The following is a 23854-nucleotide window of genomic DNA, read 5'->3' as shown; positions in this document are numbered from 1 at the left end:
GTCACCCGTTCCAGTCTGGTAGTGGCACCGACCAGACCAGCTTCGTACCGCTTCCAGGGAGCGGCCGTACCTCGAACGTCCCGTCCCGTGCGAGCGCCCTGTCGCACAGGTTCTTCAATCCACGCCGGTGTGTGGTCGGTTCGAAACCTATTCCGTCATCCTCGATCACGATGGTCAATGCATCGTGCACGTCGATGGTGATCCCGACGGTGGACGCGTGGGCATGCTGGACCACGTTGCTGAGAGCTTCTCGTACTACCGCCTCAGCTTGCTCTCCCAACGAGGCATCTACAACTGATAGCGGCCCTCGGACTTGGACAGTTATCCGCAATTCGGTGTCAGCGCTCGCTTCTGCTACTACCTGGTTCAATCGTTTTCGGAGAGACAGCGCTCCGTCGTCACCTGAATGCAGGTCGAAAATGACACGGCGAATGTCCTGAATTATTTCTTGCAGGTCACCGATGGTCGCGTCGAGACGCCTCTGGACTTCCGGCGCGCGCGCACGCTGAAGGGTCCCCTGTACGGACAACCCTACGGCGAAGAGCCGCTGAATCACGTGATCGTGAAGGTCACGAGCAATCCGATCCCGATCCGAGAGAATATCCATTTCGCGCATCCGACGCTGATTGTCAGCCAGCCGCAGTGCAACCCCGCCCTGGTCTGCGAACGCCGACATCAACGAAACTTGATCGGCGGTGTATTGCTCAGATCCCTTTACTTTCAACACGACCAGAACGCCCTGAATGTACTGGCCGTCTCTCAGCGGCAGTACGATCGCGGGTCCGTACTCGTTCTCGTCACCGAATCCAGGATCGAAGGCCAACGACTCGGTTGAAATCGGCATCTTCGACCTGTAAGCGGCACCGGACGTCGAGCAGTCCAACGGAATGCTGTGCCCCACCAGGATGTCGGATTCGGGTCCACTGGCAACTGTGATTACCAGCTCGGCTGGCTCTCGTCCTGTTACTTCCGGGTCGGGGGGCACGGCGAGAAACGCACAGTCGGAGTGTGTGAGAGACGAGGATCTGTCTGTGATCAATTGAAGGACCTCCAGCGGATTCACCCCGGCCAACAACTCGGTGGTTACCTCGCTGGTCGCCTGCATCCACTCCTGCTTCATCCGAGCCAACGCGTAGAGCTGCGAATTGTCGATCGCGATTCCAGCGGCTGCAGCAAACCCGAGAACTGTCATTTCGTCGCGCGCAGAGAACTCCTCTCCGTTCGATTTCTCAGCGAGGTAGAGATTTCCGAAAACCTTGCCGCGCGTCTGAATCGGCACCCCGAGAAAGGTTCTCATCGGCGGATGGTGTTTCGGGAAGCCGACCGAGGCGTCGTGCTCCGCCAGATCGCCCAACCGCAACGGCCTCGGATCGGAGATCAGAACGCCGAGCACACCGCGCCCGCGCGGAAAGTCACCGATCAGCTTCGTCGTCTCCTCGTCGATTCCTTCGAAGACGAACTGGTTCAACTCATCGCCCTCGCCGACTACACCGAGCGCCCCGAACTTCGCGTCGACCAACGCGATGGCAGATTTGACGATCGTCCGTAGCGTCGAATCCAGATCCAGACCGGAGGACACTGCCAGCAAGGCTTCGAGAAACCCGTCGACGTGGATGAGTTGTTCCATCGGGACGCCCAAGTTGACCGACGTCGTCCCGCTCTCCAGGCGGGAGCCCGACTCGCTGTTCGTCATGGCGGCGGCAGATGTTCGTGCATCTTTGTTGCCAGTATCGCCGCCTGAGTTCGTCTCTCGACGCCCAGCTTGCTCAACAATCGCGACACGTAGTTCTTCACTGTCTTCTCCGCCAAGAACATCCGCGCCGCGATCTGTCGATTCGTCAATCCTTCTCCGAGCAATCCCAGCAAAACGCGCTCTTGTTGGCTCAGTTCCTCGAATGGACCGTTCTTATCCGCTGCATCGGTTCGCAGCTTGGCCATCAATGCGGCAGCAGCCCTGTTGTCGAGTAACGATTTCCCCGCACCGACATCTCGAACCGCTCGGGCGAGATCCAGGCCTTTGATGTCCTTGACCACGTAACCACTCGCACCGGCCAGGATCGCGTCGAGCATCGCCTGGTCGTCCTCGAAGGAGGTGAGGATCAAACACCGCAAACCAGGCAACTTCGACAGAAGTTCACGGCACAGTTCGATGCCGTTTCCGTCAGGAAGCCGAACGTCGAGCACAGCCACGTCGGGCTTCAGGGCCGGGATCCGCGCAATGGCATGGGCGTAGTCCGACGCCTCTCCAACGACTCGCAACCCTGGGTCGTCCTCCAGCAACTCGACGAGGCCGCGCCGAACAACCTCGTGATCATCCACCAGGAACACGTCCGTCATCGAACCATCCGTTCTGCCACCATCGGCGCATTCGCCCACATAGAACGACTACCCAGCGGCGGACGAACGAATCACCCCGCTCAACTCAGGGTGAGGACATCCGCGACGGATCGTCGTGGTGTCTCCGCCGGCCGGGTGGCTTCCGGCGCTCGCCCGATTCGGACCAACATCTGCGGCACGCCGATCTCAGGAACCAGTTTCCCGATGACCGAACGACTCACTGTCACTTCGGTCATGTGCGAGAGCGGGCAAGTCGCCGCGCCTCGCACCGTCGACTCGAGTAAGACGCGAGAGAGCGCTTGCCCGGCTCGCAACCAGTCGATACGTGCGTCAGCCGGGGTACCGAGGGCCACGACAGAGGATTCGTCGATCGGGCCACCGACTTCTACAGGCGAATCGGGACGGAAGGGAAATTTCCGTCCCAGCGGAACGCCACCGGCGCCGGAAACAAGTGCGGTTGCGGGAATACCGCCCGATTTCAAAGAATGCCCAGCCCACCAATGAAGCTCGGCTTGATACTCCGAGTCGTATCGTCTGGCTGCAGCTGTCGCTTCTGTCGCGGCGGTCAGGCCGGTCCGTTGAGCCTCGTTCAGCACCACAACTCCCACCTCCCAGCCCGCGGCATCGTGAGCCACACTGTCGATCACGTCGTCGATCTCCTCGAATATCCCGAAGGATCGCCGGTCGGTCCGCCGACGTCGGATAGCCGTCAACATGTCGAAGTCGTGGGAACGGGGATGCCCGTCATGCCGAAAGGTGATTGTGGCAAGAAGACTCGGGGACACCGCACGTTGTTCGTAGTGAATCTCTGCGTTCCAGCGCAGCCCCAAGAGACCTACTCTCAGATGGTCGAGAGCAGCACCGCAACTGATATGCAGTTGCCGCCCCGTGGGATCGGCAGCGCGCAGCAGCCTGCTGTGATCACCGAACAGTTGCAGCTTGCCGTCCGTGTAGATCCATCGCCAGGGTTGGCTGTTGTGCAGAGACGGCGCACGACACGCGAGATCGACAGCAAGTTGGATCACGCTCGAATCCGGTCTGGTGAGGTCCACGTCTCCTCCGATCTCGGGCGGCCCAACGCCATTCGCACGGCCCTCAGTAGAGAGCGTTGCAGGATCACACGTTTCGCAGTAGTGCCAATGGTCACCGACGAACCGATTGTGTGAATGTAGATCCAACCGACTGGTGACACCGAAAATGACTTTCTCCTCTGCCGTCGCCGATGGCTTTCGCGAAAAATTCGGTCACGTCCAGTTGGCATCCATCGCGATGAGCAAGGAGAACAGTCGTGAAAATCAACCCACCTGTCGTTGTCGGATTTGACGGGTCTTCGCAATCACGGGACGCGGTGTGGTGGGGCGCGCATGAAGCCGCACTCACAGGCGCACCTCTACTCCTCCTGACGACAATGTTCACCCCGACCACCTACGGCGTTCCGATCGGTATGCCGGCGTTCTACTTCGACGAACAAGAAGCAGCCGCCAAGAAACGACTTGCCGAGGCGACCGAACTGGCCAAGCAAGCGATCGGCGACAGTGCAGTCGAGATCGATGTCGAACTGGCGTCGGATCCTCCGATTCCAGTCCTTCGCCATATCTCCAAAACTGCCCGGGTCATCGTCGTCGGAAGCCACGGACACGGCGAATACACCGGCGGTCTAGTCGGTTCGGTGAGTTCGTCGCTGGCAGTGCACTCCCTGTGCCCGGTCGCCGTCATTCGGGGACTCGCTGGCGACGGGGATGTCGCCACTCGTCCTGTTGTAGTCGGGGTCGACGGCAGCGTACACAGCGAACCCGCCATCGCAACCGCCTTCGAGGAAGCCTCCATTCGCGGCGTGGAGTTAGTTGCGGTCCACGCATGGTCCGACGTCGCCCTCGACGTAGTTTTCTCGAAGTTCAGGGAGGTCGATTGGCACGCTCGTCAGGACACCGAGCGCGCGCTACTCGCCGAAAGTCTCGCTGGCTACGCCGATCGCTACCCAGATGTCGGCGTCAACACCGTCGTCGTGAAGGACAGGCCTGGGCGGAATCTCGTGAATCACACCGAACGAGCGCAACTGGTTGTCCTGGGTCGACGCGGTCGTGGCGGATTCAGTGGGATGCTCCTCGGTAGCACCTGTCGAGAGGTGCTTCACGACGCGCACTGCCCGGTGTTGATCGTCAACAGTCACCGATGAACGAGATGACTCCCCGAGTTCCCGCTGCACAATGGATGATGTCGTGGCACGTCGACAGACCCGGCCCTGTCGAGACGCACCCACTCGTCAGAAGACTTGTACCACGCCCGACAATAGGTGCCGATGAACTACTCGTTCGGGTTCTCGCCTGCGGAGTGTGCCGAACCGACCTTCACGTCGCCGAAGGCGACCTGCCCGTACACCGCCGCAACATCGTCCCCGGTCACGAGGTGGTCGGGCTCGTCGAAGAAGTCGGAACATCTGTCGAAGCGTTCCTGCCGGGAGATCGTGTCGGGGTTGCGTGGCTCCACTCGACATGCGGTGAATGCCGCTACTGCCGACGGGGAGACGAGAACCTGTGCCCGAACTCCACCTACACCGGCTGGGATGTCGACGGTGGGTACGCCGAATATACGTCTGTGTCAGAAAGATTCGCACTCAAACTTCCGTCGGGATACCACGACAACGAGCTTGCACCACTCCTGTGCGCGGGAATCATAGGATTCCGCGCGCTCGAGCGCGCAGACCTACGCGAGGGAGGGCGGCTGGGAATCTACGGTTTCGGCGCGAGTGCACACCTTGCGGCCCAGGTGGCCATCGCTCGCGGCGCGGAAGTACATGTGATGACGCGCAGCGAGCCCGCGCGCGAGCTTGCCCACTGTCTCGGAGTCACTTCGGTACAGGGCGCATACGACCGTCCACCCGAACCACTCGATTCGGCAATGCTTTTCGCGCCGATCGGCGAACTCGTTCCCACCGCTCTCGAGGCACTGGACCGCGGAGGTGTCCTCTCCATCGCCGGAATACACCTCTCCGACATACCTGTGCTGAACTACCAGAAACATCTGTTCTACGAGCGCGAGGTTCGCTCGGTAAGTTCGAATACCAGGCGAGATGCTGTGGAGTTCCTCGAATTCGCCGGCAATCACCACCTCGATGTCCACACCACGCCCTATCCGCTCGCTCGTGCGAATCGCGCGCTGGAAGACCTGGCGGCCGATCGAGTCACAGGTGCAGCAGTACTGATGCCATGAGTATCTGGCGCCCCGAGAACTCCGAACACGCCTCGGTAGTCATTGGTGGACAAGTATTTCGAGCGGTCTTGTTCGACATGGACGGAGTGGTTACCGATACCCGACAAACGCATCGAGCGGCGTGGGGTTGCTTGTTTCACGAATTGAGCGAGAGTGGCAGCGTCGGGAACGTGGAACTCGATGACGAGAGCTACCGAGAATTCATCGATGGGAAGGAGAGAAATGCAGGTCTACGGTCATACCTCAACTCTCGAAACATTGAACTCCCCCTGGGGACTCCAGATGATCTCGTCGGCTCCGCGACGGTCGAGAACCTGCTCGAACGTAAAAATCGTTTCTTCCTCGCGGAACTGGAGCGAGAAGGAGTCCGGGTCATTGCCCCGACGGTAAGGTGGATCCGGCAACTACGCGCCGCCGGCGTACGTACAGCCCTGGTTTCGGCAAGTAAGAACGCGCCACGAGTGCTGGAAGCTGCCTGTCTCTCGAGCTGTTTTGACATCCGACTCGACGGCGGCGACATTGCACTACTCGGGTTGGACGGCAAGCCAAGCCCTGACACGTATCGGGAAGCCGCACGGAGGCTTGCGATTCCGCCCGCCGAATGCGTCGTCGTCGAAGACTCGATCGCCGGAATCCGCGCAGCCCGATCCGGTGGATTCGGTCTACCAATCGGACTTGGTTCGAGTGAACATCTTCATGCTCTGACCGAGAACGGCGCCGAACTCGCAGTCACGGACATCGGCGAGATCGACTTCCGCTTCGTCAGACCTACAGCACGCGAAGGCGACAACCACGATCCTGGATGCCGTCTCTGTGGTGTAGGAAACGAGACCGACTCGACACTCGAATATCGTGGGGTCGACCCGAGCGCCACTGGCCTTCGCGAGACCATGTCGACCGTGGGAAATGGCTTCTTTGCCACTAGGGGCGCGTTGTCGGAGTGCCACGACGATGGCATCCACTATCCCGGCACATACGTCGCGGGGTGCTATAACCGACTCACCTCGGACGTGGACGGACACTCACGCGAGGACGAAAGCATGGTCAATCTGCCGGACTGGACGACAATCGTCGTGACCGGTCCCGACGGAGAACGGCTCGACGAGAAATCAACGCTTGTCACTCACCACCATGAAAGCCTGGATCTCGCGCACGGAATCTGTTCCAGAGAAAGCGTGTTCAGCGATACGCGCGGTCGCGTCACTCGAATTCGACAACGCAGAATCGTGTCGATGGACGACCCGCACCTCGCCGCGATCACCATGACTGTCGCGGCCGAGAACTGGGAGGGAACAATCGACGTCACGTCCGGCATCACCACAAATGTTGTGAACAACAATGTTCCGGATTATTCGACTCTGGCCGGGAACCATCTCGATATCGTCTCGTTGGACACCATCGACGACCAATGCATTTCCGCAACGGTCCAGACCACTCGCTCCCACATCCAAGTCACCCAGGCCGAGCGCCTGCGCCTAGTCGACAGCGAAGAAGCCGTAACGCAGCGCAACCGTCGCGTGAGCACAGATCACTCCGGAATCATGCAGGTCGTCCGCTGCCGAATCAGCCGAGATCAACCGGCCAACGTAGAGAAGACATCAGCGCTCTTCACCTCGCGCGATCGATCGACACTCGATCCGAAGTCCGCAGCGTGGCAGCGAGTTCGAGAAGCAGAGACTCACGAGATACTGTTTCGACGCCACTGCTCCGCTTGGGATCGAGTCTGGCACCGATTTGCCATCACTCTCGCGGCCAGGGACTCCACGGCTCTCGCGACCAACGTCTCACTCCTCCACGTGCTTCAGACACTGTCGACCCACACGACAGATCTGGACGTCGGAGTTCCCGCTCGCGGACTCCACGGCGAGGCATACCGCGGCCACGTCTTCTGGGACGAGTTGTTCGTTGTGCCTATCCTGACGCGTCGGCTTCCCGAGCTGACATCGTCATTGTTGCTCTATCGGTGCAGACGACTGTCCCAGGCGCGCCGAAACGCGCGTGGACTGAATCTAGCCGGAGCGCTCTTTCCCTGGCAAAGTGGCAGCGACGGACGAGAGGAAACACCGACATTTCTCTTCAACCCGAGATCCGACCACTGGATGCCCGATCACTCTCGTCGTCAGCAGCATGTCAACCTCGCGATCGCCCACAATGTCTGGCACTACTGGCAGATGACTACCGACCTGGAATTTCTTGCCCATCACGGGGTCGATCTCCTCATCGAGAATGCGCGTTTCTGGATGGCAAAGTCCGAATACGACGCGAGCAGCGACAGATACGACATCCGCGGAGTCATGGGTCCCGATGAATTCCATGACGGCTACCCCGACCGCCCCGGCGCCGGGATCGACAACAACGCTTATGTGAACGTCATGACGGAGTGGTCGCTCATGCGCGCAGTCGACGCCGTTCGGGTACTCCGGAACGATAACCGCTACTTTCCCGGCCGCATCGATGTGAGTGAAGAAGAACTCACATCGTGGGACCGAATGAGCAGGCGGCTGCGCTTGACCTTCCTCGACAACGGCCTGATCAGCCAATTCGAGGGCTTCGGCGCGTTGACCGAACTGGATTGGGCCGACTACCGGTCACGATACGGGGACATCGGCCGCCTGGATCTCATTCTCGAGGCCGAGGGAGATTCGCCCATCCACTACAAGGCCTCGAAACAAGCAGACATCCTCATGCTGCTTTACGTCTTCACAGCGGAGGAACTGACCGAGTTGATCACACGGCTTGGATACGAGTTCGATCCCTCCGTGATACCTGAAATGATCGATTACTACTTGGAGCGCACCACACACGGTTCGACACTGAGCCGGATTTCCCACACCTGGGTCCTTGTACGGGGCAATCGATCACACTCGTGGGCGATGCTCCGCGATGCTCTGGCCGCGGATCTGTCCGACGCACAGCGCGGAAGTACAAGAGAAGGCATACATCTGGGCGCGATGGCGGGAGCGATTGACATTCTCGAACGCTGCTACACCGGACTCGATTTCCGGGACAATACTCTGTGGCTGCATCCGCAATTACCCCTCGAGCTGGATGAACTCGCCTTCACGATCTATTACCGTGGCCACCGCCTTCGAATACAGTGCACCCATTCGGATGTGACCGTGACATCGGAGACGAAAGATGTCCCACCGATAGAACTTTCGATACACGCCACAAGTTACACCCTTGCTGCAAGTTCCTCGGTGAACGTGGCGTCTACATCGCGGGCAGCTTCGGACACCGACGAAGTCTGAGCAGCGATCCCGTCACTCGACGTCAATTGGCGGATCGAGGGCGAATCCTGCGTCGGTCAGATCCGCATAGGCGGGCTCGCCGTGCGAACCGTCCTCTCGAACCTCGACGTATCTGGCCGAGTAGGCACGGGGATCAGCTGCGTTCCCCGATGCAGACAACCTCTCCAACACGACAGCGCCAGGCCATCGCGCATGCACCGCCGCAATCAGAGCCTTCCCGTCTACCGCCTCCGCCGAAAGCGGTCCGCCTTCACCAACGACCACCACATGCCGACCGTCTGTCAACAACCACACCCCTACCGGGAACGACCTGGCATCGACATTCTCGCCGATCACCGCCACTGTCTCCCCTGTTGCGCTCACCAACCGCGCAAACCTTTGCGAGTTCATTGTGCGCCTCCTGAGCAGCCGTACCGGTCGAGTCGCTACCTGCCGTCGACGCTAGCCCACAACAACCACCACCACAGGTGTCGACTGCACACGGACCAGAAGGCCGAAAGACCCTTTTTCGTGCACCTCGCGGCCCTGACCAGGACGTCCTGACTCCGGCACAATTCGAATCACGATCACCCGAGCACGGCGAGTGCACGTGAGCAATCGCCCTGTTGATTCCCGAGCGGAGCATTGGATGAAGACACTGGTCACGGCCGCAAGCCGCCACGGTTCGACAAGCGAAATCGCGGATTATCTCGCAAAATCCTTGCGAGAGGGCGGAATGGACGCCGACCGCCGCAATCCTGACGACGTTCTCGAACTCACCGAGTACGACACGATAGTCCTCGGGAGCGCGATCTATATGGGTCACTGGATGAAGGACGCAGAGGAATTCACCAAACGCTTCTCGGATGCATTGCGGCTTCGCCAGGTTTGGCTGTTCTCCTCGGGACCGATCGGTTCCGGCGAATCCACGACCGGTGTTCCATCCGACATCGCCACCTTGATGGAGAAAACCGGTGCCGTCGAACACAAATCGTTCGCAGGCAAACTCGACCGCGAAGGATTGGGGTTCGGTGAACGAGTGGCCGTACGAGTCGTTCACGCGCCCGAAGGCGACTTCCGGGATTGGGCTTCGGTTCGCTCCTGGGCTGAGTCGATCCGCGAGGCCGTTCGCACCACACGGGATTTCGAATCAGAGGAAACGTCATGAACCGCGGAGCACCAATCGTGGTGGGTGTCGACGGGTCGGCGCCGGCGCTGTCCGCAGTTCGATGGGCGGCCCGAGAAGCCGTACTTCGCACTCGACCGCTCCACTTACTGTCCGTGATGCCTGACGAAGCATCCACTTTCGGCGGTGCTGTCAAACTCGATGCACCACGGTTCCCAGACCAACGAACTGTTGGTCGCGAACGACTCTCCACCGCTCGTTCCGAGGCGCTGCTGTCCGCAGCGACGCTGGGAGACAGAGAATTACAGATCGTCGACAAGCTGAGATTCGGAAACGGTGTAGAAACACTCCTTGACGAATCCCGCACGGCTGCAATGCTTGTCGTCGGATCACACGGGCTCAACCAATTCGCCGACGCGATACTCGGCTCCGTCAGCGCGGCAGTGGTACTCCATTCGAACGTGCCTGTCGCAGTCATCCGAAACGTCCCGAATTCGAAACAGCCGCAGATGAGCGGCCCGATAGTGGTGGGTATCGACGGGACAGAGAACAGCGAACCCGCGATTGCCGAAGCGTTCGAGACCGCTTCACTCCACGGAGTGGAGCTCACTGCAGTCCATGCCTGGAGCGACTCCGACCTTACAACCGTGTTTCGCTCCGATCCTGACGGTGTATCGCTGGACTGGGACACGATCTCAACCGCCGAGCATGCGGTCTTGGCGGAAAGGCTTGCGGGGTGGAGGCAGGAGTACCCCGACGTCGCCGTTCGATGTGTCGTCGTACGTGACAATCCTGCAAGACAATTGGAAATCGAATCGAAATCGGCACAACTCGTACTCGTCGGACGGCGAGGACGGGGCGGATTCTCGTCGATGCTACTCGGCTCGACGAGTCGCCGTCTCATGCACACAGCGTCCTGCCCGTTGCTGATCATGCCGTCCCCCACCCGCCAGAAGGACCAGAACACGTGACAACGCACCTCGAACCCCAATCACCACCGAACTCGCCCTCGGACCGCAACCAATACTCCACCACAGTCAATCGACTCGCCGCGGAGTTCAAGGGACTCATCTCGGCGGAATGCATCAACATCGTCGTGACAGGGTGCCTCGACGATCTGTCCTGGACAACGCCGCAAGCCCGACCTGAACTCAGCGAACGACTCGCGCGGCAACGCATCATCAGCTATCTCGACAGCAAGGCCGACAACTTCAACTGAAGGGCTACGCATGACCGACCACAACGGAAGAAGCGCTCTCATTTCCGGAGGAGCGAGCCCGGTCGGTGCGGCCATCGCCAAAGCCCTGTCCGAAGAAGGCTTCGGAGTCCTCATCGGCGACCTCCTCGAAGGAGAAGGAAACGCCACAGCATCGAAACTCGGTGACCGCGTGGCGTTCCAGCGTCTCGACGTGACACAACCGGAGAGTTGGGAATCCGCCATCGACGCAGCCGAGTCAACTTTCGGACATCTGTCCGTCCTCGTCAACAATGCCGGAATCATCGAGTCGGGAAGCGTGCAACTACAACGCCCCACGCAGTTCAAACATGTCCTCAATACCAACCTGTACGGGGCATGGCTCGGAATACACTGTGCTGCAAAGTCCCTGACAACCGCGGGCGGAGGTGCAATCGTGAACATCTCCTCCACAGCGGGTCTGACCGGATACCAGGGAATGGGTGCTTACGTTGCCAGCGAATGGGGCCTTCGAGGGCTTACCAAGGCGACGGCCCTCGACCTGTGCGGCAACGACGTGCGAGTATGTTCCGTTCACCCCGGACCGATACAAGGCTCAGCGACAAATGATTTCGGCGGTTTGCCCTTCGTCGCCGATCAGCCTATCCCGCGTCTCGGAAGTCCGAACGAGATAGCATCGACAGTGCGCTTCATCGTCAGCGAAGCGACGTACACCACCGGCACAGAATTTGTCGTCGACGGTGGATACGCTGCGGGGAGACCGCGCTCGTGACCGAAAGAATGCCGAGGATGGTCGACCTGAACTGAACACGACCAGCGGCAAGCGCACAATGGTGAACCATGAGACGCAGAACCATGAGACTCGGAAACAAGAATCGGTGGCATCTGCATCCCGCAGTCCGTACGGGTTCGGAGCTGACCCGCGGAGAACGTGCGGCCGATGTGGTCCGCAACGGTATGGGGTCGTGGCCGTTCGTCTTCGTGTTCGTCGCGATCATGGGAATCTGGGCAGGGTTCAACGGCAATACCGGTTTCGATCCCTACCCGTTCATTCTGCTGAATCTATTTTTGTCGATGCTTGCCGGCATGCAGGGAGCAATTCTGTTGATCTCGGCGAAACGGGCGGATGCCATCAGCAGTGAAGTCGCGGTTCACACTCTCGACAACACCAATCAACTCCGACAGTTGATCGAGGCGAACACGGCACTGACCGAGACCGTCGCGGAACTCTCGCGGGAAATCCACAAACATGTCTGCACTCCGGAACACACCGCACGCTGACCGTCACGATCTCGTGTCCAGCGCGAGCAGCGGCGCATCCGGACTCCTCACGAGAGCATCTGCGGTTGCGGACAGAGTCTTGGCGAAGAGGGTGGCGGTCGCTGCGTCGAAGAGATCGGCGGAGTAGACGAGTGCCGCCTCGATCCCGGCGAGTTCACCGGTTTCGTCGAACACTTCGGCAAAGTGAAAATGAAGGTCACACTTGGCGATGTCGAGTGGCCGCGGCGTGACCTCGAAGGTAAGCCCGTCGGATTCGAGCACTGCGGCAGGGAAGTTCTCGAACGACATTGCCACCTGGAAGAACGGATGCAGCGACGCATGACGAGGAGGATCGAGATAGTCGACCAGTCGCTCGAACTGCACATCGCTGTGATCGTGCGCCAACAGTTCTACTCGGCGGCACTCGGCGACAAGAGAGTCGAAGTCCGCCGAAACGTCGACGCGTGTGCGTAGGACGAGTGTGTTCACGAACATGCCCACGAGGTCGTCGAGTTTCGGATGGCCGCGGCCTGCGACCGGGCTACCGATGATGATGTCGTGGTCACCGGACAGAGCACTCAGTGTCGCCGTCAGGACGGCGTGAACGACAGTGAACATCCCGGTCTCGGCTCGCTTTGCAGAGGTCGTCAACCCGCGATGAGTCTCCGGATCGACCAAGAATTCGACTCGCCCGGCCCCGAATGTCCACATCGAGGGTCGAGTGTGGTCGAGTGGCAGAGAAATCTCGCTCGGTGCCCCGTCGAGAACCGCCGCCCAATGTTCGAGTTGACCGACAGCGAGGTCGGTAGGCGCCTCCTGCGCTCCCAGAATTTCCGCGCGCCACATGGCGTAGTCCGAGTACCGCACCGCGGTCTCCGGCCACGTCGGGTGCGTGTTCCGCGCGCGAGCCTCGTACGCGACGGACAAGTCGCGCGCGAGGATGGCGAGAGACCATCCATCTGCCGCAATGTGATGGACAACCGCCGCCAACAGATGATCGTCCCGACCGTATGCACACACGATCAAGCGAATGGGGATCTCGGAACGCACATCGAAACCCCGAGAGAGCGTCTGGTGAACGATCGATTCTGCATCGCTCGAATTCCCTTCGACCACTTGAAGTCCGCGCGGAATCCGGTCCGGATTCACCACTAGCGGGCGGGGCGAACCCGCGACATCCGGATACACGGTTCGAAGTGTTTCGTGCCTGACCATTACGTCCTGCACGGCCGAAGCCAACGCGTCGTGGTCGAGTCTGCCACGCACGCGAATTGTGAAGGGCAGGTTGTACAGAGCAGGCGAGGTGAGTTCTCGACCGATGTATTCCTGTGCAGGTGAGAGCAGCGGCGTCGAGGCGTCGACGGCCTGTTCCAATGGTGGCACCCACCCGACGTGTTGGCCGAAGGAACTCGCGAGCGCGGCGGCGCTCGGCGAGTCGAACAGATCACGAAAACCGAGGTTGATGCCGAAATCAGCGTTGAGGCGGCCGATCACTCGAGTTGCAGACAATGAGTCTCCCCCGAGATCGAAGAACGAATCGCTGTGGCCGATCTCGGTGGCCCTGAGCACTTCCTCGTAGGTACGGATGATGCGGGACTCGATCGGTGTTGCGACCCGTACCGATTCTCTCCGCTCGAAGGTGGGAGCGGGGAGCGCGCCCCGATCGACTTTCTTGTTCGTGGTGAGCGGAACCGCGTCGATGCGAATCACGACGACCGGGACCATGTATTCCGGCAACTTCTGTGTCAGAAGGCGTTCGATACTCGCATCCGAGTCCAAGATTCCCGAGTGCAGTTTCACGTAACTCACCAGCGCCGGCGAACCATTGGCCAGATCGCGGACCAACGTCGTGGCGAACTCGACCGACGGGTGGCCGTACAGGACGGAATCGATCTCACCGAGTTCGATTCGGCGCCCACGCACCTTCACCTGATCGTCTGTGCGACCGAGGAATTCGAGTTGGGCGTCGTCTGTCCATCGGACCCGATCGCCGCTTCGGAACATACGATGCCCCGCTGAAAGTGTGGACGCAACGAAACGCGCAGCCGTCTCCCCCGCTCCACCCTCGTACCCTCTGGCCAAACCAGGCCCCGACAGGTAGAGCTCCCCCGCGGCCCCTGTGGACAACGGCTCGAGCGATGCGTCGAGAACCACCGCCTCGACTCCGTGCATGAGCCGCCCGAGTGTCACACGATCGTCGACGTTCAAGGCGTCGGTGATGGTGACACTGCATGTCGCCTCGGTAGGGCCGTACGCGCTTCGAACACGCACGAACGGCGCCCACCGGCGCATCAGTTCGTGCGGTAATTTCTCGCCACCGACTATCAGGAATTTCAAGCCGGGCACCCGTTCCGGAGCCAATGTTGCGAGCGCCGAAGGTGTTACGAGTAGATGTGTCACGGCATGACGGCAGATGAGGTCTTCCAGCTCGAATCCACCAACGGTCTCGGGTGGGCAGATCACCGACGAGGCGCCGAACAGAGCGGGAGCGAGCATCTCTACGACAGAGGTGTCAAAACTGGTTGAAGCACAATGCATTACGACAGAGCGTGAATCGAGCTCGTATTTCTCGCGAATGTCGGCGGCCAAATTGGCCAGGCCACGGTGAGTGACCGACACCGCTTTGGGCCGGCCCGTGGAGCCGGAGGTGAAGATCATGTAAGCCCGATGATCGGCATGTGCGGGCTCGGGGTCGAAGGACGGCGCGAAAGCATCGGGGTCACGGTCCAAGAACAGCCACTCGAGGTCGTACGGCAACGAATGCCGCATCCCGAAGTCGTGAGCCCGATCTTTGGTTTGCATACACCGAGCATGTCCACGACCCGTTCGGCGGGGTGGGCCGGATCGATCGGTACGTATGTGGCTCCTACACGCGCCACAGCCCACATTGCCAGGACCGATTCGATGGATCGCGGGATCGCCACGACGACAACATCATCGGGGCCCACATCGACGGACTTCAAATGCCGACTCCAGAGTCCCGCCATCCGATCGAGGTGCCCGTAGGTCCACGATCTGTCACCGTCGGTGATGGCAACCGAATCGACAGCCCGGTGCACTGCGGAACGCAGAAGAGAATCAAGACTTCTGGGCTCGATCGAAGGCTCGCCACGCGCCGGACTCGTGGCTCCCAGCTCGGCATCCGTCCACAGGGGCGGAGCAGGATGATTCGGCGGCGTGTCGACGAATACCTCGAGAAACCGAACGAATCGATCATGATGGGCAGAAAGTTCGGCAGAGCTGTACAGCGCACCGTTGGCCTCGAGATCGACGCGAATGTTCCCTGTGTAACCGGGGTAGACGTTCAGCGCGATATCGTCGATCGGTCCGGTCGTGAGTATCTCGACGTGACCTCGTACCGCGCCCAAGCTCAGGGCCCTGTCGAACAACATGACGTTGACGACCGGACCGAAAGATTGCACTCTTGACTGCCGTCGACCGTCAGTCAGAGCGGACATGTCCTCCCGGCGGTAACGTTGGTGCCGAAGTGCCTCGCTCAGTGCGCTCTCGACAACGCATACCGCCGAGGAGGGTGTCGATGCACCCACGCCGCGAAGTACCAGAGGAACCACGTTCGACATCGCGCCCGGCAACGATCTCGACGCAGCAGTCACTCGCCCGGACACCGGCAGAGACAAACACAGGTCGTCGACACCACACATCAGTGCCACGTATGACGCGAACGCCGCTATCACCGTTGCTGCCGAGAGATCGGACAGTGGCACTGTGCCACTCGCTCGCAGCGTACTTCCCCGAGAAGTGCCCGTCGCGCTCGCTCCCAAGACCGGAGAGGAGGGAACTGACCGGAGTTTCTCGTGCCAGAATTCTCGATCGCGGACACAGCGCGGTGATTCTCGGTATCGGCTTTCCTGGCGGGCAACCGCCGCCACGCGATCCGACACAACCGAGTCGACCTGATCCTGCCTCACCGGACCAGCGGACAGATAGATCTCGGCGGTGCGGCGCATCAGAAGTGCAGCGGAGTAACCGTCGAGTGCGATGTGATGCGCACGGTAGTACCAGAACCAGCGATGAGGGCCGACCTGCAACAGATTGGCGACGGTGAGGGCAGTATCCGGAGCGAGAGTCGCCGTGCTCCACTCTCGATTCATCCACGTCATCGCTGCACGGACGGGATCGTCGTATCGACGGAAATCCAGCCTTCCGCCGACCAGTGTCAGATCAGGGTCTTCGTCCAATTCGGGCACTCCATCCGTCACACGTAGACGAAGGCCCGCAACGCCGAACTCACGGTGCGCGGCGACTGTCGATGATTCCAGCCGAGATGCGTCCAGCTCACCGTTCAGATCAACGAACTGAGCTATGACAAACGGCGACGCCGGTTCAAGGGACTGAGCGAACCACAACGAGCGTTGTGCAGCTGTCAACGGCGTCATCGTCTCGCTCGGATCACGACGATCTCCTCAGTGACCTGGTCAGGGTCGATGACGCCGATCGACTCCAGGTATCGCCTGCGCGACAGCAAGACCGGGCCGAAAGGAATCGAGGTCCTCGAGACCACCGATGCCTCGAGTTCGTTGTCGGCGAACAGTTCGACGGTCCGATCGATGCCGCTGAGTGCGGACTGGATCAGCAATATCGTGCCCTCCTTCCGCAGAACACCCGGTGCCTTCGCACATATGCGATCGATCAACAAGCGTCCGTCGTTGCCTCCGTCCCAACTACGAGCACGGCCGGTGCGCGGCGCACGATCGCCCACAGAAGGAACATAGGGCGGGTTCGAGACGACGAGGTCGAATCGACGACCGTGAAACGGGGCCAGGAGATCTCCGTGACGGGCGTGGATTCTGTGACCGCGGAGTCGCCCGTTCATCCAGGTGCACACCGCGGCACGTCGTGAGATATCCACGGCGAAAACCGTTCCCGCCCCAGCTTTGGCCGCACACACACTCAGCGCACCACTACCGGAGCACAGATCGAGAACCTGAGAAGACGCATCCAACTTCTCGGCGCGTACTGCGTCGGAGATGAGGCGGGTATCGCTCTGAGGCGCATAGACACCGGGAAATCGAATCATCACACTGCGCTCCTGCCGTGGACTTGCTCGGTGGATGTCTACGACTGCTCCTGCCAGACTGCCTTCGCTCCGCTCTCACCGATTCGACAAACCTGGACCATCGAACCAACGGCCGCCACGATTGCCATTGCCGCTATCGCAACTGTCACGACTCGGAGCAGCGTCGAACTGTCGGACAGTGAAGTTCGTGCGCTTCGCCACTCGGTGAATCTATTGGTATGCAGAACCCACCATGTCGCCGCGAACACGAACACCGCGATGGACCAGATCAGAATTTGATCACCGAGTTCGGCGTGAATCTCGATCAACTCGCTGTGAGGCGAATTGTGTTCGAGCCATTCACCTGCATCGGTCGTGATCGGTACGAGTATCAACGTGACGAGGGCGATGGCCGGTGGGAGGATCCCGAGCCTGCGCCGAGCACTCGGCCACAGAACGGAGCAGAGAACCAGAACCGCCGAGAGCGGAACCAACACGACAACGAAATGAACGAGGAGCGGGTGAGCGGGTAATCCGCCGATCGTAGTCAGGCCCATGTCGATCAACGTAGGCAGGATTTCTTGGAGAGTTCTGGGGACCCTGCTCGAACGTGCTCGGTGTCAACGAGCTACCGGCAGCACAATCTCGAAGGACGAGCCGACATCCGGTGTCGATTCGACGAAGACTTTCCCTCGGTGCGCGTGCGCGATCTCGCGAACCAAGGACAATCCGATGCCATATCGCCGGCTACCGGCGGGTTGAGTCGGGCCATGTGAGAATCGGTCGAACAGAATCGGAACCGCTTCAGATTCGATTCCGATTCCCGTATCGCTCACGCGGATTCTGACGTGGTCGCGATCTCGCTCGACGCGGAGAAGGACGTGGCCTCCTGGACGCTCGTGAGCAAGCGCATTGTCAACGAGCGCGAGAACCGCTCGGCGCAAAGCCGATTCGATCCCCAAGACCACTGGCTCTCCAGTTCCGGCCTTGCTCACGTCGACAGAGACGCCAGATTTCTGAGCATGATCGGCCACACTGTCACGGACCTTCTCACACACTGCCGCCATGTCCACTCGATTCCGGAGTTGTCCGCTGTCGTCCATCGATGCGGCCATCAACAGGTCCTCGATGACTTCGCCGAGGGCCCGAGTGTCGTCCACCAACCCGTTGAGCTGCGAAACAAGCTCAGAAGACTCGAGCGAGTCTCCGCGTCGAGCCAAAAGTTGTGCACGAGTGTGTAGTACGGTCAACGGCGCACGCAGTTCGTGCGATGCATCGGCGACAAAACGACGTTGCAACTCGAGCGCCTGTGTCAGTGGCTGAATCGCACGTCGGGACAACAACACCACGACGCCCACAGATGCGGCAATTCCGGTGAGTTCGGCAAATCCGAGTGCAAGAAGTAATCGCTGCCTTCCTGATTCATAGGGCTCGAGTGCCGCGATCACGACAACGCGACCTTCCGCACCGTCGGAGACGAGGGCCCTGAAGTTGCTGTCACCATCGGTGAAATCCGAATACCCAGCGGGCGCATCCAAGAGTTCCGCGGTACCGGTGGGGGCATGCGCGCTCACGGTCTCCACCCCATCATCGGAACGAAAGGCCAGCGACATACCGGGCGGCGGATCGTCCGCATCGTCTGCTGTGGCTGCAACCTCGGTCAGTGCAGAACGAATCTGACGATCCTGTGCCCGCGCATACCCCACGTAGGACACCGCTCCGACGATCAGCAACACGGCACCGAGAGCAATGGCGGCTTGGACCGCAGCTGAACGTCCGGCGCGCCGTAGACGCACCTCGTCACCGAACCCGATCCCAGACGACTGCCGGTCCTTGTTTTTGCTGCGGACAATCATGATCCGAGCCGGTATCCGAGTCCGTGGACGGTGGCTACGACGTCCCTGCCCAGTTTCCGCCTGAGATAGTGGACATAAGTGTCAACGGTGCCTGGAGTATCGGCACTTCCGAAGACACGCCCCAAAAGCTGAGTCCGAGAAAAAACCTGCCCAGGCGATGCGCACAGAAACCCGAGCAGTTCGCTCTCGCGTTCGGACAACGAGGTCACCGATCCGGACTCGGTGTCGGTAGCCGTCCGGTTCACTCGATCGATTTCCCACCTTCCGACCACGATCGGCACTATGGACGTTCGGCGACGCAACAGCGCACGCATTCGAGCCAACAACTCGGGTATCTCGAAGGGTTTGACCAAGTAGTCCTCGGCACCGGCATCGAGTCCCTCCACTCGATCGGCAACGGAACCGCGAGCAGTGAGGATCAACGACGGTACTGAGCAATCCCTCGCCCGGAGGGTTCTGAGCAATTCCACACCGTCGATGACCGGCACTCCACGATCGAAAACGAAAGCATCGTAGCTGCGGGTCAACGCCAGATGCAGACCGACTTGTCCGTCGTGCGCCACGTCGACCTCGTGCCCTTCCTCCTCGAAGAGGTCCGCAAGCAGGCCCGCCAATTGCCGGTCGTCCTCGACAAGAAGAATTCGTGGTTTCGCGCCCATGCCTGCGAGCCTGCCACGTCCGTTCTGAGAACTCTCCAAGATTGCACCGCGATCGTGGAACTCGGAACTCTCCGACGGCACGACCGATTCCCCGCAGCTTCACAGCAGACGTGCAGCCCCGGACAAGCATCTCGGCCGATTGTTGAGTTCTCAATCGAACCTTCGAGAGCAGGCATCAGATGGATACACCGGAAGACGGATTTCGACGCACCCGAATCGTCACCGGGGCCCTCGTGGCATTCGGAGTCGTGAGCGTTGTCGGCGGAACAGTACTTGCCTATTCGGATACGCAGGCCACGCCGATCACAGCGACCACAGACGAAACCAAGCAATCGAGCAGTGCACCTGGCGGCAATTCGACTCCGAACTCGCAATCGAAAACTACCTCAACCGCGGCGGCACCGACGACCTCGAGCGGAAGTTCTACTCCCCACGCTCGATCGGCCGGATCGTGACCACCTCCCTGAGCGTCGCGAGTTCCATGTGGAGGGTGTGGGGCCTCGAAGCCACGGTCGTGGTGACAAAACCCGAGGCGATTCCATCTGCCAGGTCGATCATCGACGAGCGCCTTCTCGAAATAGAATTGGCATGCAGTCGATTTCGTGACGATTCGGAGATTCGAGCTCTCGAAAAGTCGACAGGCCTACCGGTCGAAGTGAGTAGCACGCTTGCCCGGCTGATCCAGACAGCACTCGATGGCGCCGAGTGCACGGACGGCGCCGTCGACCCGACCATCGGCGCAGCGCTCGTCGCGCTCGGATACGACCGCGATTTCGCGCAGATCGAAGGCAGGGACGTGCCGATCAAGACATCGTTCGTCTCTACTCCGCAGTGGACCTCGGTCAAACTCGACGGACAAAAGGTCACAGTTCCCCCGGGCGTCCAACTCGACCTCGGGGCAACGGCAAAGGCCCTCGCAGCAGACGAATGTGCGCAAGCCGTCAGCATGTCACTCGACTGCGGTGTCCTGGTGTGCCTCGGCGGAGACATCGCTACCGCCGGACCGGCGCCGGACGGTGGGTGGATCGTTCTCGTCCAAGACGGCGACGACGCCCCGGCCGATACGGTCGCCATTCCAGGCGGGACAGCCATCGCTACATCCAGCACCAGGAAGCGTCGATGGTCGCAAAACGGTAGACACGTGCACCACATCGTCGATCCGCGGAGTGGCACCAGCGTTGATGCCGCATGGCAGACGGTCACCGTCGGCGCGGACAGTTGTGTGTCGGCAAACCTCGCGAGCACCGCATGCATCGTCCGAGGTTTCGAAGGTGCGCGGGACCTCATGAACACGGGCCTACCGGTGCGACTGGTGGACCGTGCAGGTGAGATCCGCCTACTGAACGGATGGCCGACGGAAGATGCGGTCGCCACCGGCAGACGGGAACCCTAGTCGTGGACGAAGCACTGTGGGCATTGGGTCGAGGGACAGGTATCACCGCACTCGTGTTCATGACGATGTCGATGGTTCTCGGAATCGTCACACGGTCCGGGAGAGCTCTAGCGGGACTACCTCGATTCGGCGTGCAGAACGTGCACAGGGACGCCGCCTTGATCGGGGTGATCCTCGTAGTCGTACACATGCTGGCACTGTTGGCCGATCCGTACGCACAACTGAAACTCGTCGACTTCGTCTTCCCCTTCCTGGGTAACTATCGTGCCTTCTGGCTCGGACTGGGCACCCTTGCGTTCGATGTTCTGTTAGCGGTGTCCTTGACAGGACTACTGCGAAATCGCCTAGGAAACAGAACTTTTCGCGTCGTTCATTGGAGCGCGTACGCTCTGTGGCCGATCGCGTTCGCGCACGGACTGGGAAACGGAACGGACTCAGGACACACGTGGTTTCTCGCTATCGCCATCGGATCGGCCGTCGCGGTGACCGGAGCAGTTCTCTGGCGACTCCGGACAGACTTCGTCGAATTCTCGACCCTGCGCCTCATGGAAAGGACGTGACGTGACAACCGAATCCACCTATGCGGGCCTTCTCGCCGCATGCTCACCCGATCTAGCCACCCACACGGCCCTCCACGGCCACAACCCACGCTCGTCGCCGGGTACCTTGAGCCGCCTACTCGCCGATGCCGGTCTCCACGGGAAAGGCGGGGCGGCATTTTCGACTGCGCGAAAACTCGATTCCGTAACTGGACGGCGTGTTGTGGTTATCGCAAACGGTAGCGAAGGCGAACCGCTCAGCGACAAGGATGCAGTTCTTCTCGAACGTGCGCCGCACCTCGTCCTCGACGGCTTACAACTCGTCGCACACGAGTGCGGAAGCGAAGAAACATATCTGTACGCAGGATCGCAACTGCTTCAATTCGTACGGAATGCGTTGAAAGAAAGAAGGACTGCCGGGCTGACCGAGCCTTTGGTCACACTCGTGGCTTCACTGAAGACATTCATCAGCGGCGAGACATCCGCGGTAGTCGGAACGATCGAAGGCCGAGCACCCATTCCTCGAGACCGCTCGGTACACAGCACCGTGGCCGGGCTGAACGGACGACCCACAGTGGTTCACAATGTAGAGACACTGGCGCACATCGCTCTCATCGCCCGATACGGACCCGAGTGGTTCCGCACGCGAGGGCTGGGCGACGCGTCGGGGACGACCTTGATCACCCTGTCAGGCGATGTGACCGTGAGTGGTGTCGTCGAGATCCCGATGGGAATTCCATTGGATCAGTTGGTGACCCAGTATTCGCGTACTGATACTCCGTCGATCAGAGCAGTCCTCGTCGGCGGGTTTCACGGAGGTTGGATCGATGCGCAAGACTTGCCAACCACCACCATGACAACAACAGCTTTGGCGAAGGTCGGTGCTTCGCCCGGCGCCGGAGTCATTCACGTACTGGGTCACGCAAGGTGTGGTCTGAAGACTTCAGCCGACATCGTTGAGTATCTCGCCGATCAAAGCGCTCGGCAGTGTGGACCGTGCATCAACGGAATGCCCCGACTGGCACGCGCGTTATCCGAGATTGCCTATCGCTCAGGGTCGGTCCATACCCAGGAGTCGATCCGATATCTGGCAGATCTGGTCGAGGGGCGTGGAGCATGCAAACATCCGGACGGGACAGTGAGATTGGTGAGGAGCTCCCTTCACGTTTTCCAGCACGATCTCCGAATGCATGCCGCAGGAGCCTGCGAGGTCAACACACGGATGGGAGCGGCATCATGAGCACAAGAACGCCCAAAGTCCTACACATCGATTGGACTACGTGTGAAGGTCGAGGACTGTGCACAGAGTTACTGCCGACCCTGCTGACGCGTGACGAATGGGGATATCCACTCCCACACGATCGCCGACGTGAGCCGCACATCCCCACCGAACTCGAAACGAATGCCCAACGCGCCGTCAAACTCTGCCCCAAAGCCTCATTGCGGATCATCTCGAGGCCGGCCGATAGAATCTCAGGCCATGTCAGCGGCGAACGAGTCAAATGTCGTGCAGGCGAGAGTGTTTCTGACCCTGTCGAATTCAAGAATCGATGAACTGTCGGCGCGTATCGAATCCGCGCTGCGACTAGTGCGGGGTCCCGTCCGGTCACTCCCGCATTGGCGTCGGCGGCGCGCACCGACGCGGTGGCTCTACGCAAGAACCCTCATTGGGTGCATGCTCTGGTCGAGCAATCGATATGCCGCTTTCGAGCACGGTGACCAAAGCCGACAGCCGCCCTGGACACAGTCACGTCCAGGTTCGGTCACGACGACGGGCACAGTGCTCACGGATTTCCGTGATATGCGAATTTCTCGAACACGCGGGGCTGTCTCTAAATCGGTGTTTCGGCCCGACTAGCTGTTGTGGGTATGGACGGTTGCTGACGCTGGATTGAAGTAGACGGGCTGGCCCTTCGCGGCAGGATGGAAGTCGCGATACGGACCATCAACAGCAAGGTGCGGTCGACTCGAACGTGCTCGAGCAAGCTGACGCCGACACGTACGCCAGCGACGCTCACCGACAACTGCTTGC

General features: G+C 60.4%; 22 protein-coding genes. 12 read left to right on the top strand and 10 right to left on the bottom strand.

The window, feature by feature from the left end:
* Position 1: 1 nt before the first annotated feature.
* The 3 genes from A0W34_RS31150 to A0W34_RS31140 all read right to left on the bottom strand — a co-directional run bounded on the left by A0W34_RS31150 (position 2) and on the right by A0W34_RS31140 (position 3389).
* Entirely contained in the window at positions 2–1693 is a 1692-nt protein-coding gene (locus A0W34_RS31150) for a GAF domain-containing sensor histidine kinase (RefSeq protein ID WP_081559304.1), read from the bottom strand.
* The gene (locus tag A0W34_RS31145) at positions 1690–2337 is read right to left on the bottom strand and encodes a response regulator transcription factor (RefSeq protein WP_064445020.1); all 648 of its coding nucleotides are present in this window, start codon (positions 2335–2337) and stop codon (positions 1690–1692) included. The genes A0W34_RS31150 and A0W34_RS31145 overlap by 4 nt, the downstream gene beginning before the upstream one ends.
* 80 nt (positions 2338–2417) lie before the next feature.
* Positions 2418–3389 (bottom strand): Acg family FMN-binding oxidoreductase, encoded by a 972-nt coding sequence (locus tag A0W34_RS31140; RefSeq protein WP_076948960.1) that lies wholly within the window; start codon positions 3387–3389, stop codon positions 2418–2420.
* Between the two features lie 236 nt (positions 3390–3625).
* Here A0W34_RS31140 and A0W34_RS31135 point away from each other — a divergent pair, with 236 nt between their 5' ends.
* From A0W34_RS31135 to A0W34_RS31125, 3 genes are read left to right on the top strand one after another with little or no spacing between them, the layout of a single operon-like run.
* Positions 3626–4513: a universal stress protein gene (locus A0W34_RS31135; RefSeq protein ID WP_076948961.1), complete on the top strand. Its 888-nt coding sequence runs from the start codon at positions 3626–3628 to the stop codon at positions 4511–4513.
* Between the two features lie 35 nt (positions 4514–4548).
* Positions 4549–5547, top strand: coding sequence for a zinc-binding alcohol dehydrogenase family protein (locus A0W34_RS31130; protein ID WP_064688481.1), 999 nt, complete (start codon positions 4549–4551; stop codon positions 5545–5547).
* Entirely contained in the window at positions 5544–8798 is a 3255-nt protein-coding gene (locus A0W34_RS31125; RefSeq protein ID WP_081559302.1) for an HAD-IA family hydrolase, read from the top strand. Before A0W34_RS31130 ends, A0W34_RS31125 begins: the two co-directional genes overlap by 4 nt.
* Before the next feature lie 12 nt (positions 8799–8810).
* Here A0W34_RS31125 and A0W34_RS31120 read toward each other — a convergent pair whose 3' ends face one another.
* Complete coding sequence (locus A0W34_RS31120; RefSeq protein WP_076948963.1) at positions 8811–9188, bottom strand: hypothetical protein; 378 nt, start codon at positions 9186–9188, stop codon at positions 8811–8813.
* A 238-nt stretch (positions 9189–9426) separates the two neighbouring features.
* Between A0W34_RS31120 and A0W34_RS31115 the strand changes: the two genes are divergently transcribed.
* The 5 genes from A0W34_RS31115 to A0W34_RS31095 all read left to right on the top strand — a co-directional run bounded on the left by A0W34_RS31115 (position 9427) and on the right by A0W34_RS31095 (position 12379).
* Complete coding sequence (locus A0W34_RS31115) at positions 9427–9945, top strand: flavodoxin domain-containing protein (RefSeq protein WP_156888983.1); 519 nt, start codon at positions 9427–9429, stop codon at positions 9943–9945.
* Complete coding sequence (locus tag A0W34_RS31110; protein ID WP_081559300.1) at positions 9942–10874, top strand: universal stress protein; 933 nt, start codon at positions 9942–9944, stop codon at positions 10872–10874. Before A0W34_RS31115 ends, A0W34_RS31110 begins: the two co-directional genes overlap by 4 nt.
* On the top strand, positions 10871–11122 hold the full coding sequence (locus A0W34_RS31105; protein ID WP_064444989.1) for a hypothetical protein: 252 nt from the start codon (positions 10871–10873) through the stop codon (positions 11120–11122). Before A0W34_RS31110 ends, A0W34_RS31105 begins: the two co-directional genes overlap by 4 nt.
* A 10-nt stretch (positions 11123–11132) precedes the next feature.
* Positions 11133–11870 (top strand): SDR family oxidoreductase, encoded by a 738-nt coding sequence (locus A0W34_RS31100; protein WP_081559299.1) that lies wholly within the window; start codon positions 11133–11135, stop codon positions 11868–11870.
* A gap of 68 nt (positions 11871–11938) precedes the next feature.
* Positions 11939–12379, top strand: a complete 441-nt coding sequence (locus A0W34_RS31095; RefSeq protein WP_223304627.1) for a DUF1003 domain-containing protein — start codon at positions 11939–11941, stop codon at positions 12377–12379.
* A 3-nt stretch (positions 12380–12382) separates the two neighbouring features.
* On the opposite strand, the gene A0W34_RS33560 is transcribed toward A0W34_RS31095, so the two are convergent.
* The 6 genes from A0W34_RS33560 to A0W34_RS31065 all read right to left on the bottom strand — a co-directional run bounded on the left by A0W34_RS33560 (position 12383) and on the right by A0W34_RS31065 (position 19971).
* On the bottom strand, positions 12383–15016 hold the full coding sequence (locus A0W34_RS33560; protein WP_232330134.1) for a condensation domain-containing protein: 2634 nt from the start codon (positions 15014–15016) through the stop codon (positions 12383–12385).
* Positions 15013–16755, bottom strand: a complete 1743-nt coding sequence (locus tag A0W34_RS31085; protein WP_156888982.1) for a condensation domain-containing protein — start codon at positions 16753–16755, stop codon at positions 15013–15015. The genes A0W34_RS33560 and A0W34_RS31085 overlap by 4 nt, the downstream gene beginning before the upstream one ends.
* Entirely contained in the window at positions 16752–17399 is a 648-nt protein-coding gene (locus tag A0W34_RS31080) for a HemK2/MTQ2 family protein methyltransferase (protein WP_081559295.1), read from the bottom strand. Before A0W34_RS31080 ends, A0W34_RS31085 begins: the two co-directional genes overlap by 4 nt.
* A gap of 35 nt (positions 17400–17434) precedes the next feature.
* Positions 17435–17932: a DUF2231 domain-containing protein gene (locus A0W34_RS31075; protein ID WP_081559293.1), complete on the bottom strand. Its 498-nt coding sequence runs from the start codon at positions 17930–17932 to the stop codon at positions 17435–17437.
* A 63-nt stretch (positions 17933–17995) separates the two neighbouring features.
* Positions 17996–19231, bottom strand: coding sequence for a sensor histidine kinase (locus tag A0W34_RS31070; protein WP_081559291.1), 1236 nt, complete (start codon positions 19229–19231; stop codon positions 17996–17998).
* Positions 19228–19971: a response regulator transcription factor gene (locus A0W34_RS31065; RefSeq protein WP_232330098.1), complete on the bottom strand. Its 744-nt coding sequence runs from the start codon at positions 19969–19971 to the stop codon at positions 19228–19230. The genes A0W34_RS31070 and A0W34_RS31065 overlap by 4 nt, the downstream gene beginning before the upstream one ends.
* Before the next feature lie 370 nt (positions 19972–20341).
* On the opposite strand from A0W34_RS31065, the gene A0W34_RS31055 reads away from it, so the two are divergent.
* The 4 genes from A0W34_RS31055 to A0W34_RS31040 are packed head-to-tail and all read left to right on the top strand — an operon-like array spanning position 20342 to position 23376.
* Positions 20342–21283, top strand: coding sequence for an FAD:protein FMN transferase (locus tag A0W34_RS31055; RefSeq protein WP_081559287.1), 942 nt, complete (start codon positions 20342–20344; stop codon positions 21281–21283).
* Between the two features lie 2 nt (positions 21284–21285).
* The gene (locus A0W34_RS31050; protein ID WP_021333648.1) at positions 21286–21843 is read left to right on the top strand and encodes a ferric reductase-like transmembrane domain-containing protein; all 558 of its coding nucleotides are present in this window, start codon (positions 21286–21288) and stop codon (positions 21841–21843) included.
* Position 21844: 1 nt separating this feature from the next.
* Positions 21845–23062, top strand: coding sequence for an NADH-ubiquinone oxidoreductase-F iron-sulfur binding region domain-containing protein (locus tag A0W34_RS31045; protein WP_232330097.1), 1218 nt, complete (start codon positions 21845–21847; stop codon positions 23060–23062).
* Entirely contained in the window at positions 23059–23376 is a 318-nt protein-coding gene (locus A0W34_RS31040) for a ferredoxin (protein ID WP_081559285.1), read from the top strand. The genes A0W34_RS31045 and A0W34_RS31040 overlap by 4 nt, the downstream gene beginning before the upstream one ends.
* The last annotated feature ends 478 nt before the right edge of the window (positions 23377–23854 follow it).

It is taken from the genome of Rhodococcus sp. BH4 (assembly GCF_002079265.1).
Taxonomy (GTDB): domain Bacteria; phylum Actinomycetota; class Actinomycetes; order Mycobacteriales; family Mycobacteriaceae; genus Rhodococcus_F; species Rhodococcus_F qingshengii.
This window is presented reverse-complemented; position numbering and strand designations above follow the sequence as displayed.

Coding starts and splice junctions, on each gene's coding strand:
- A0W34_RS31120 (WP_076948963.1), bottom strand. CDS start 9,188: ATGAACTCGCAAAGGTTTGCGCGGTTGGTGAGCGCAACAGGGGAGACA.
- A0W34_RS31125 (WP_081559302.1), top strand. CDS start 5,544: ATGAGTATCTGGCGCCCCGAGAACTCCGAACACGCCTCGGTAGTCATT.
- A0W34_RS31110 (WP_081559300.1), top strand. CDS start 9,942: ATGAACCGCGGAGCACCAATCGTGGTGGGTGTCGACGGGTCGGCGCCG.
- A0W34_RS31040 (WP_081559285.1), top strand. CDS start 23,059: ATGAGCACAAGAACGCCCAAAGTCCTACACATCGATTGGACTACGTGT.
- A0W34_RS31145 (WP_064445020.1), bottom strand. CDS start 2,337: ATGACGGACGTGTTCCTGGTGGATGATCACGAGGTTGTTCGGCGCGGC.
- A0W34_RS31150 (WP_081559304.1), bottom strand. CDS start 1,693: ATGACGAACAGCGAGTCGGGCTCCCGCCTGGAGAGCGGGACGACGTCG.
- A0W34_RS31130 (WP_064688481.1), top strand. CDS start 4,549: ATGATGTCGTGGCACGTCGACAGACCCGGCCCTGTCGAGACGCACCCA.
- A0W34_RS33560 (WP_232330134.1), bottom strand. CDS start 15,016: ATGATCTTCACCTCCGGCTCCACGGGCCGGCCCAAAGCGGTGTCGGTC.
- A0W34_RS31100 (WP_081559299.1), top strand. CDS start 11,133: ATGACCGACCACAACGGAAGAAGCGCTCTCATTTCCGGAGGAGCGAGC.
- A0W34_RS31115 (WP_156888983.1), top strand. CDS start 9,427: ATGAAGACACTGGTCACGGCCGCAAGCCGCCACGGTTCGACAAGCGAA.
- A0W34_RS31075 (WP_081559293.1), bottom strand. CDS start 17,932: ATGGGCCTGACTACGATCGGCGGATTACCCGCTCACCCGCTCCTCGTT.
- A0W34_RS31095 (WP_223304627.1), top strand. CDS start 11,939: ATGAGACGCAGAACCATGAGACTCGGAAACAAGAATCGGTGGCATCTG.
- A0W34_RS31070 (WP_081559291.1), bottom strand. CDS start 19,231: ATGATTGTCCGCAGCAAAAACAAGGACCGGCAGTCGTCTGGGATCGGG.
- A0W34_RS31085 (WP_156888982.1), bottom strand. CDS start 16,755: ATGACGCCGTTGACAGCTGCACAACGCTCGTTGTGGTTCGCTCAGTCC.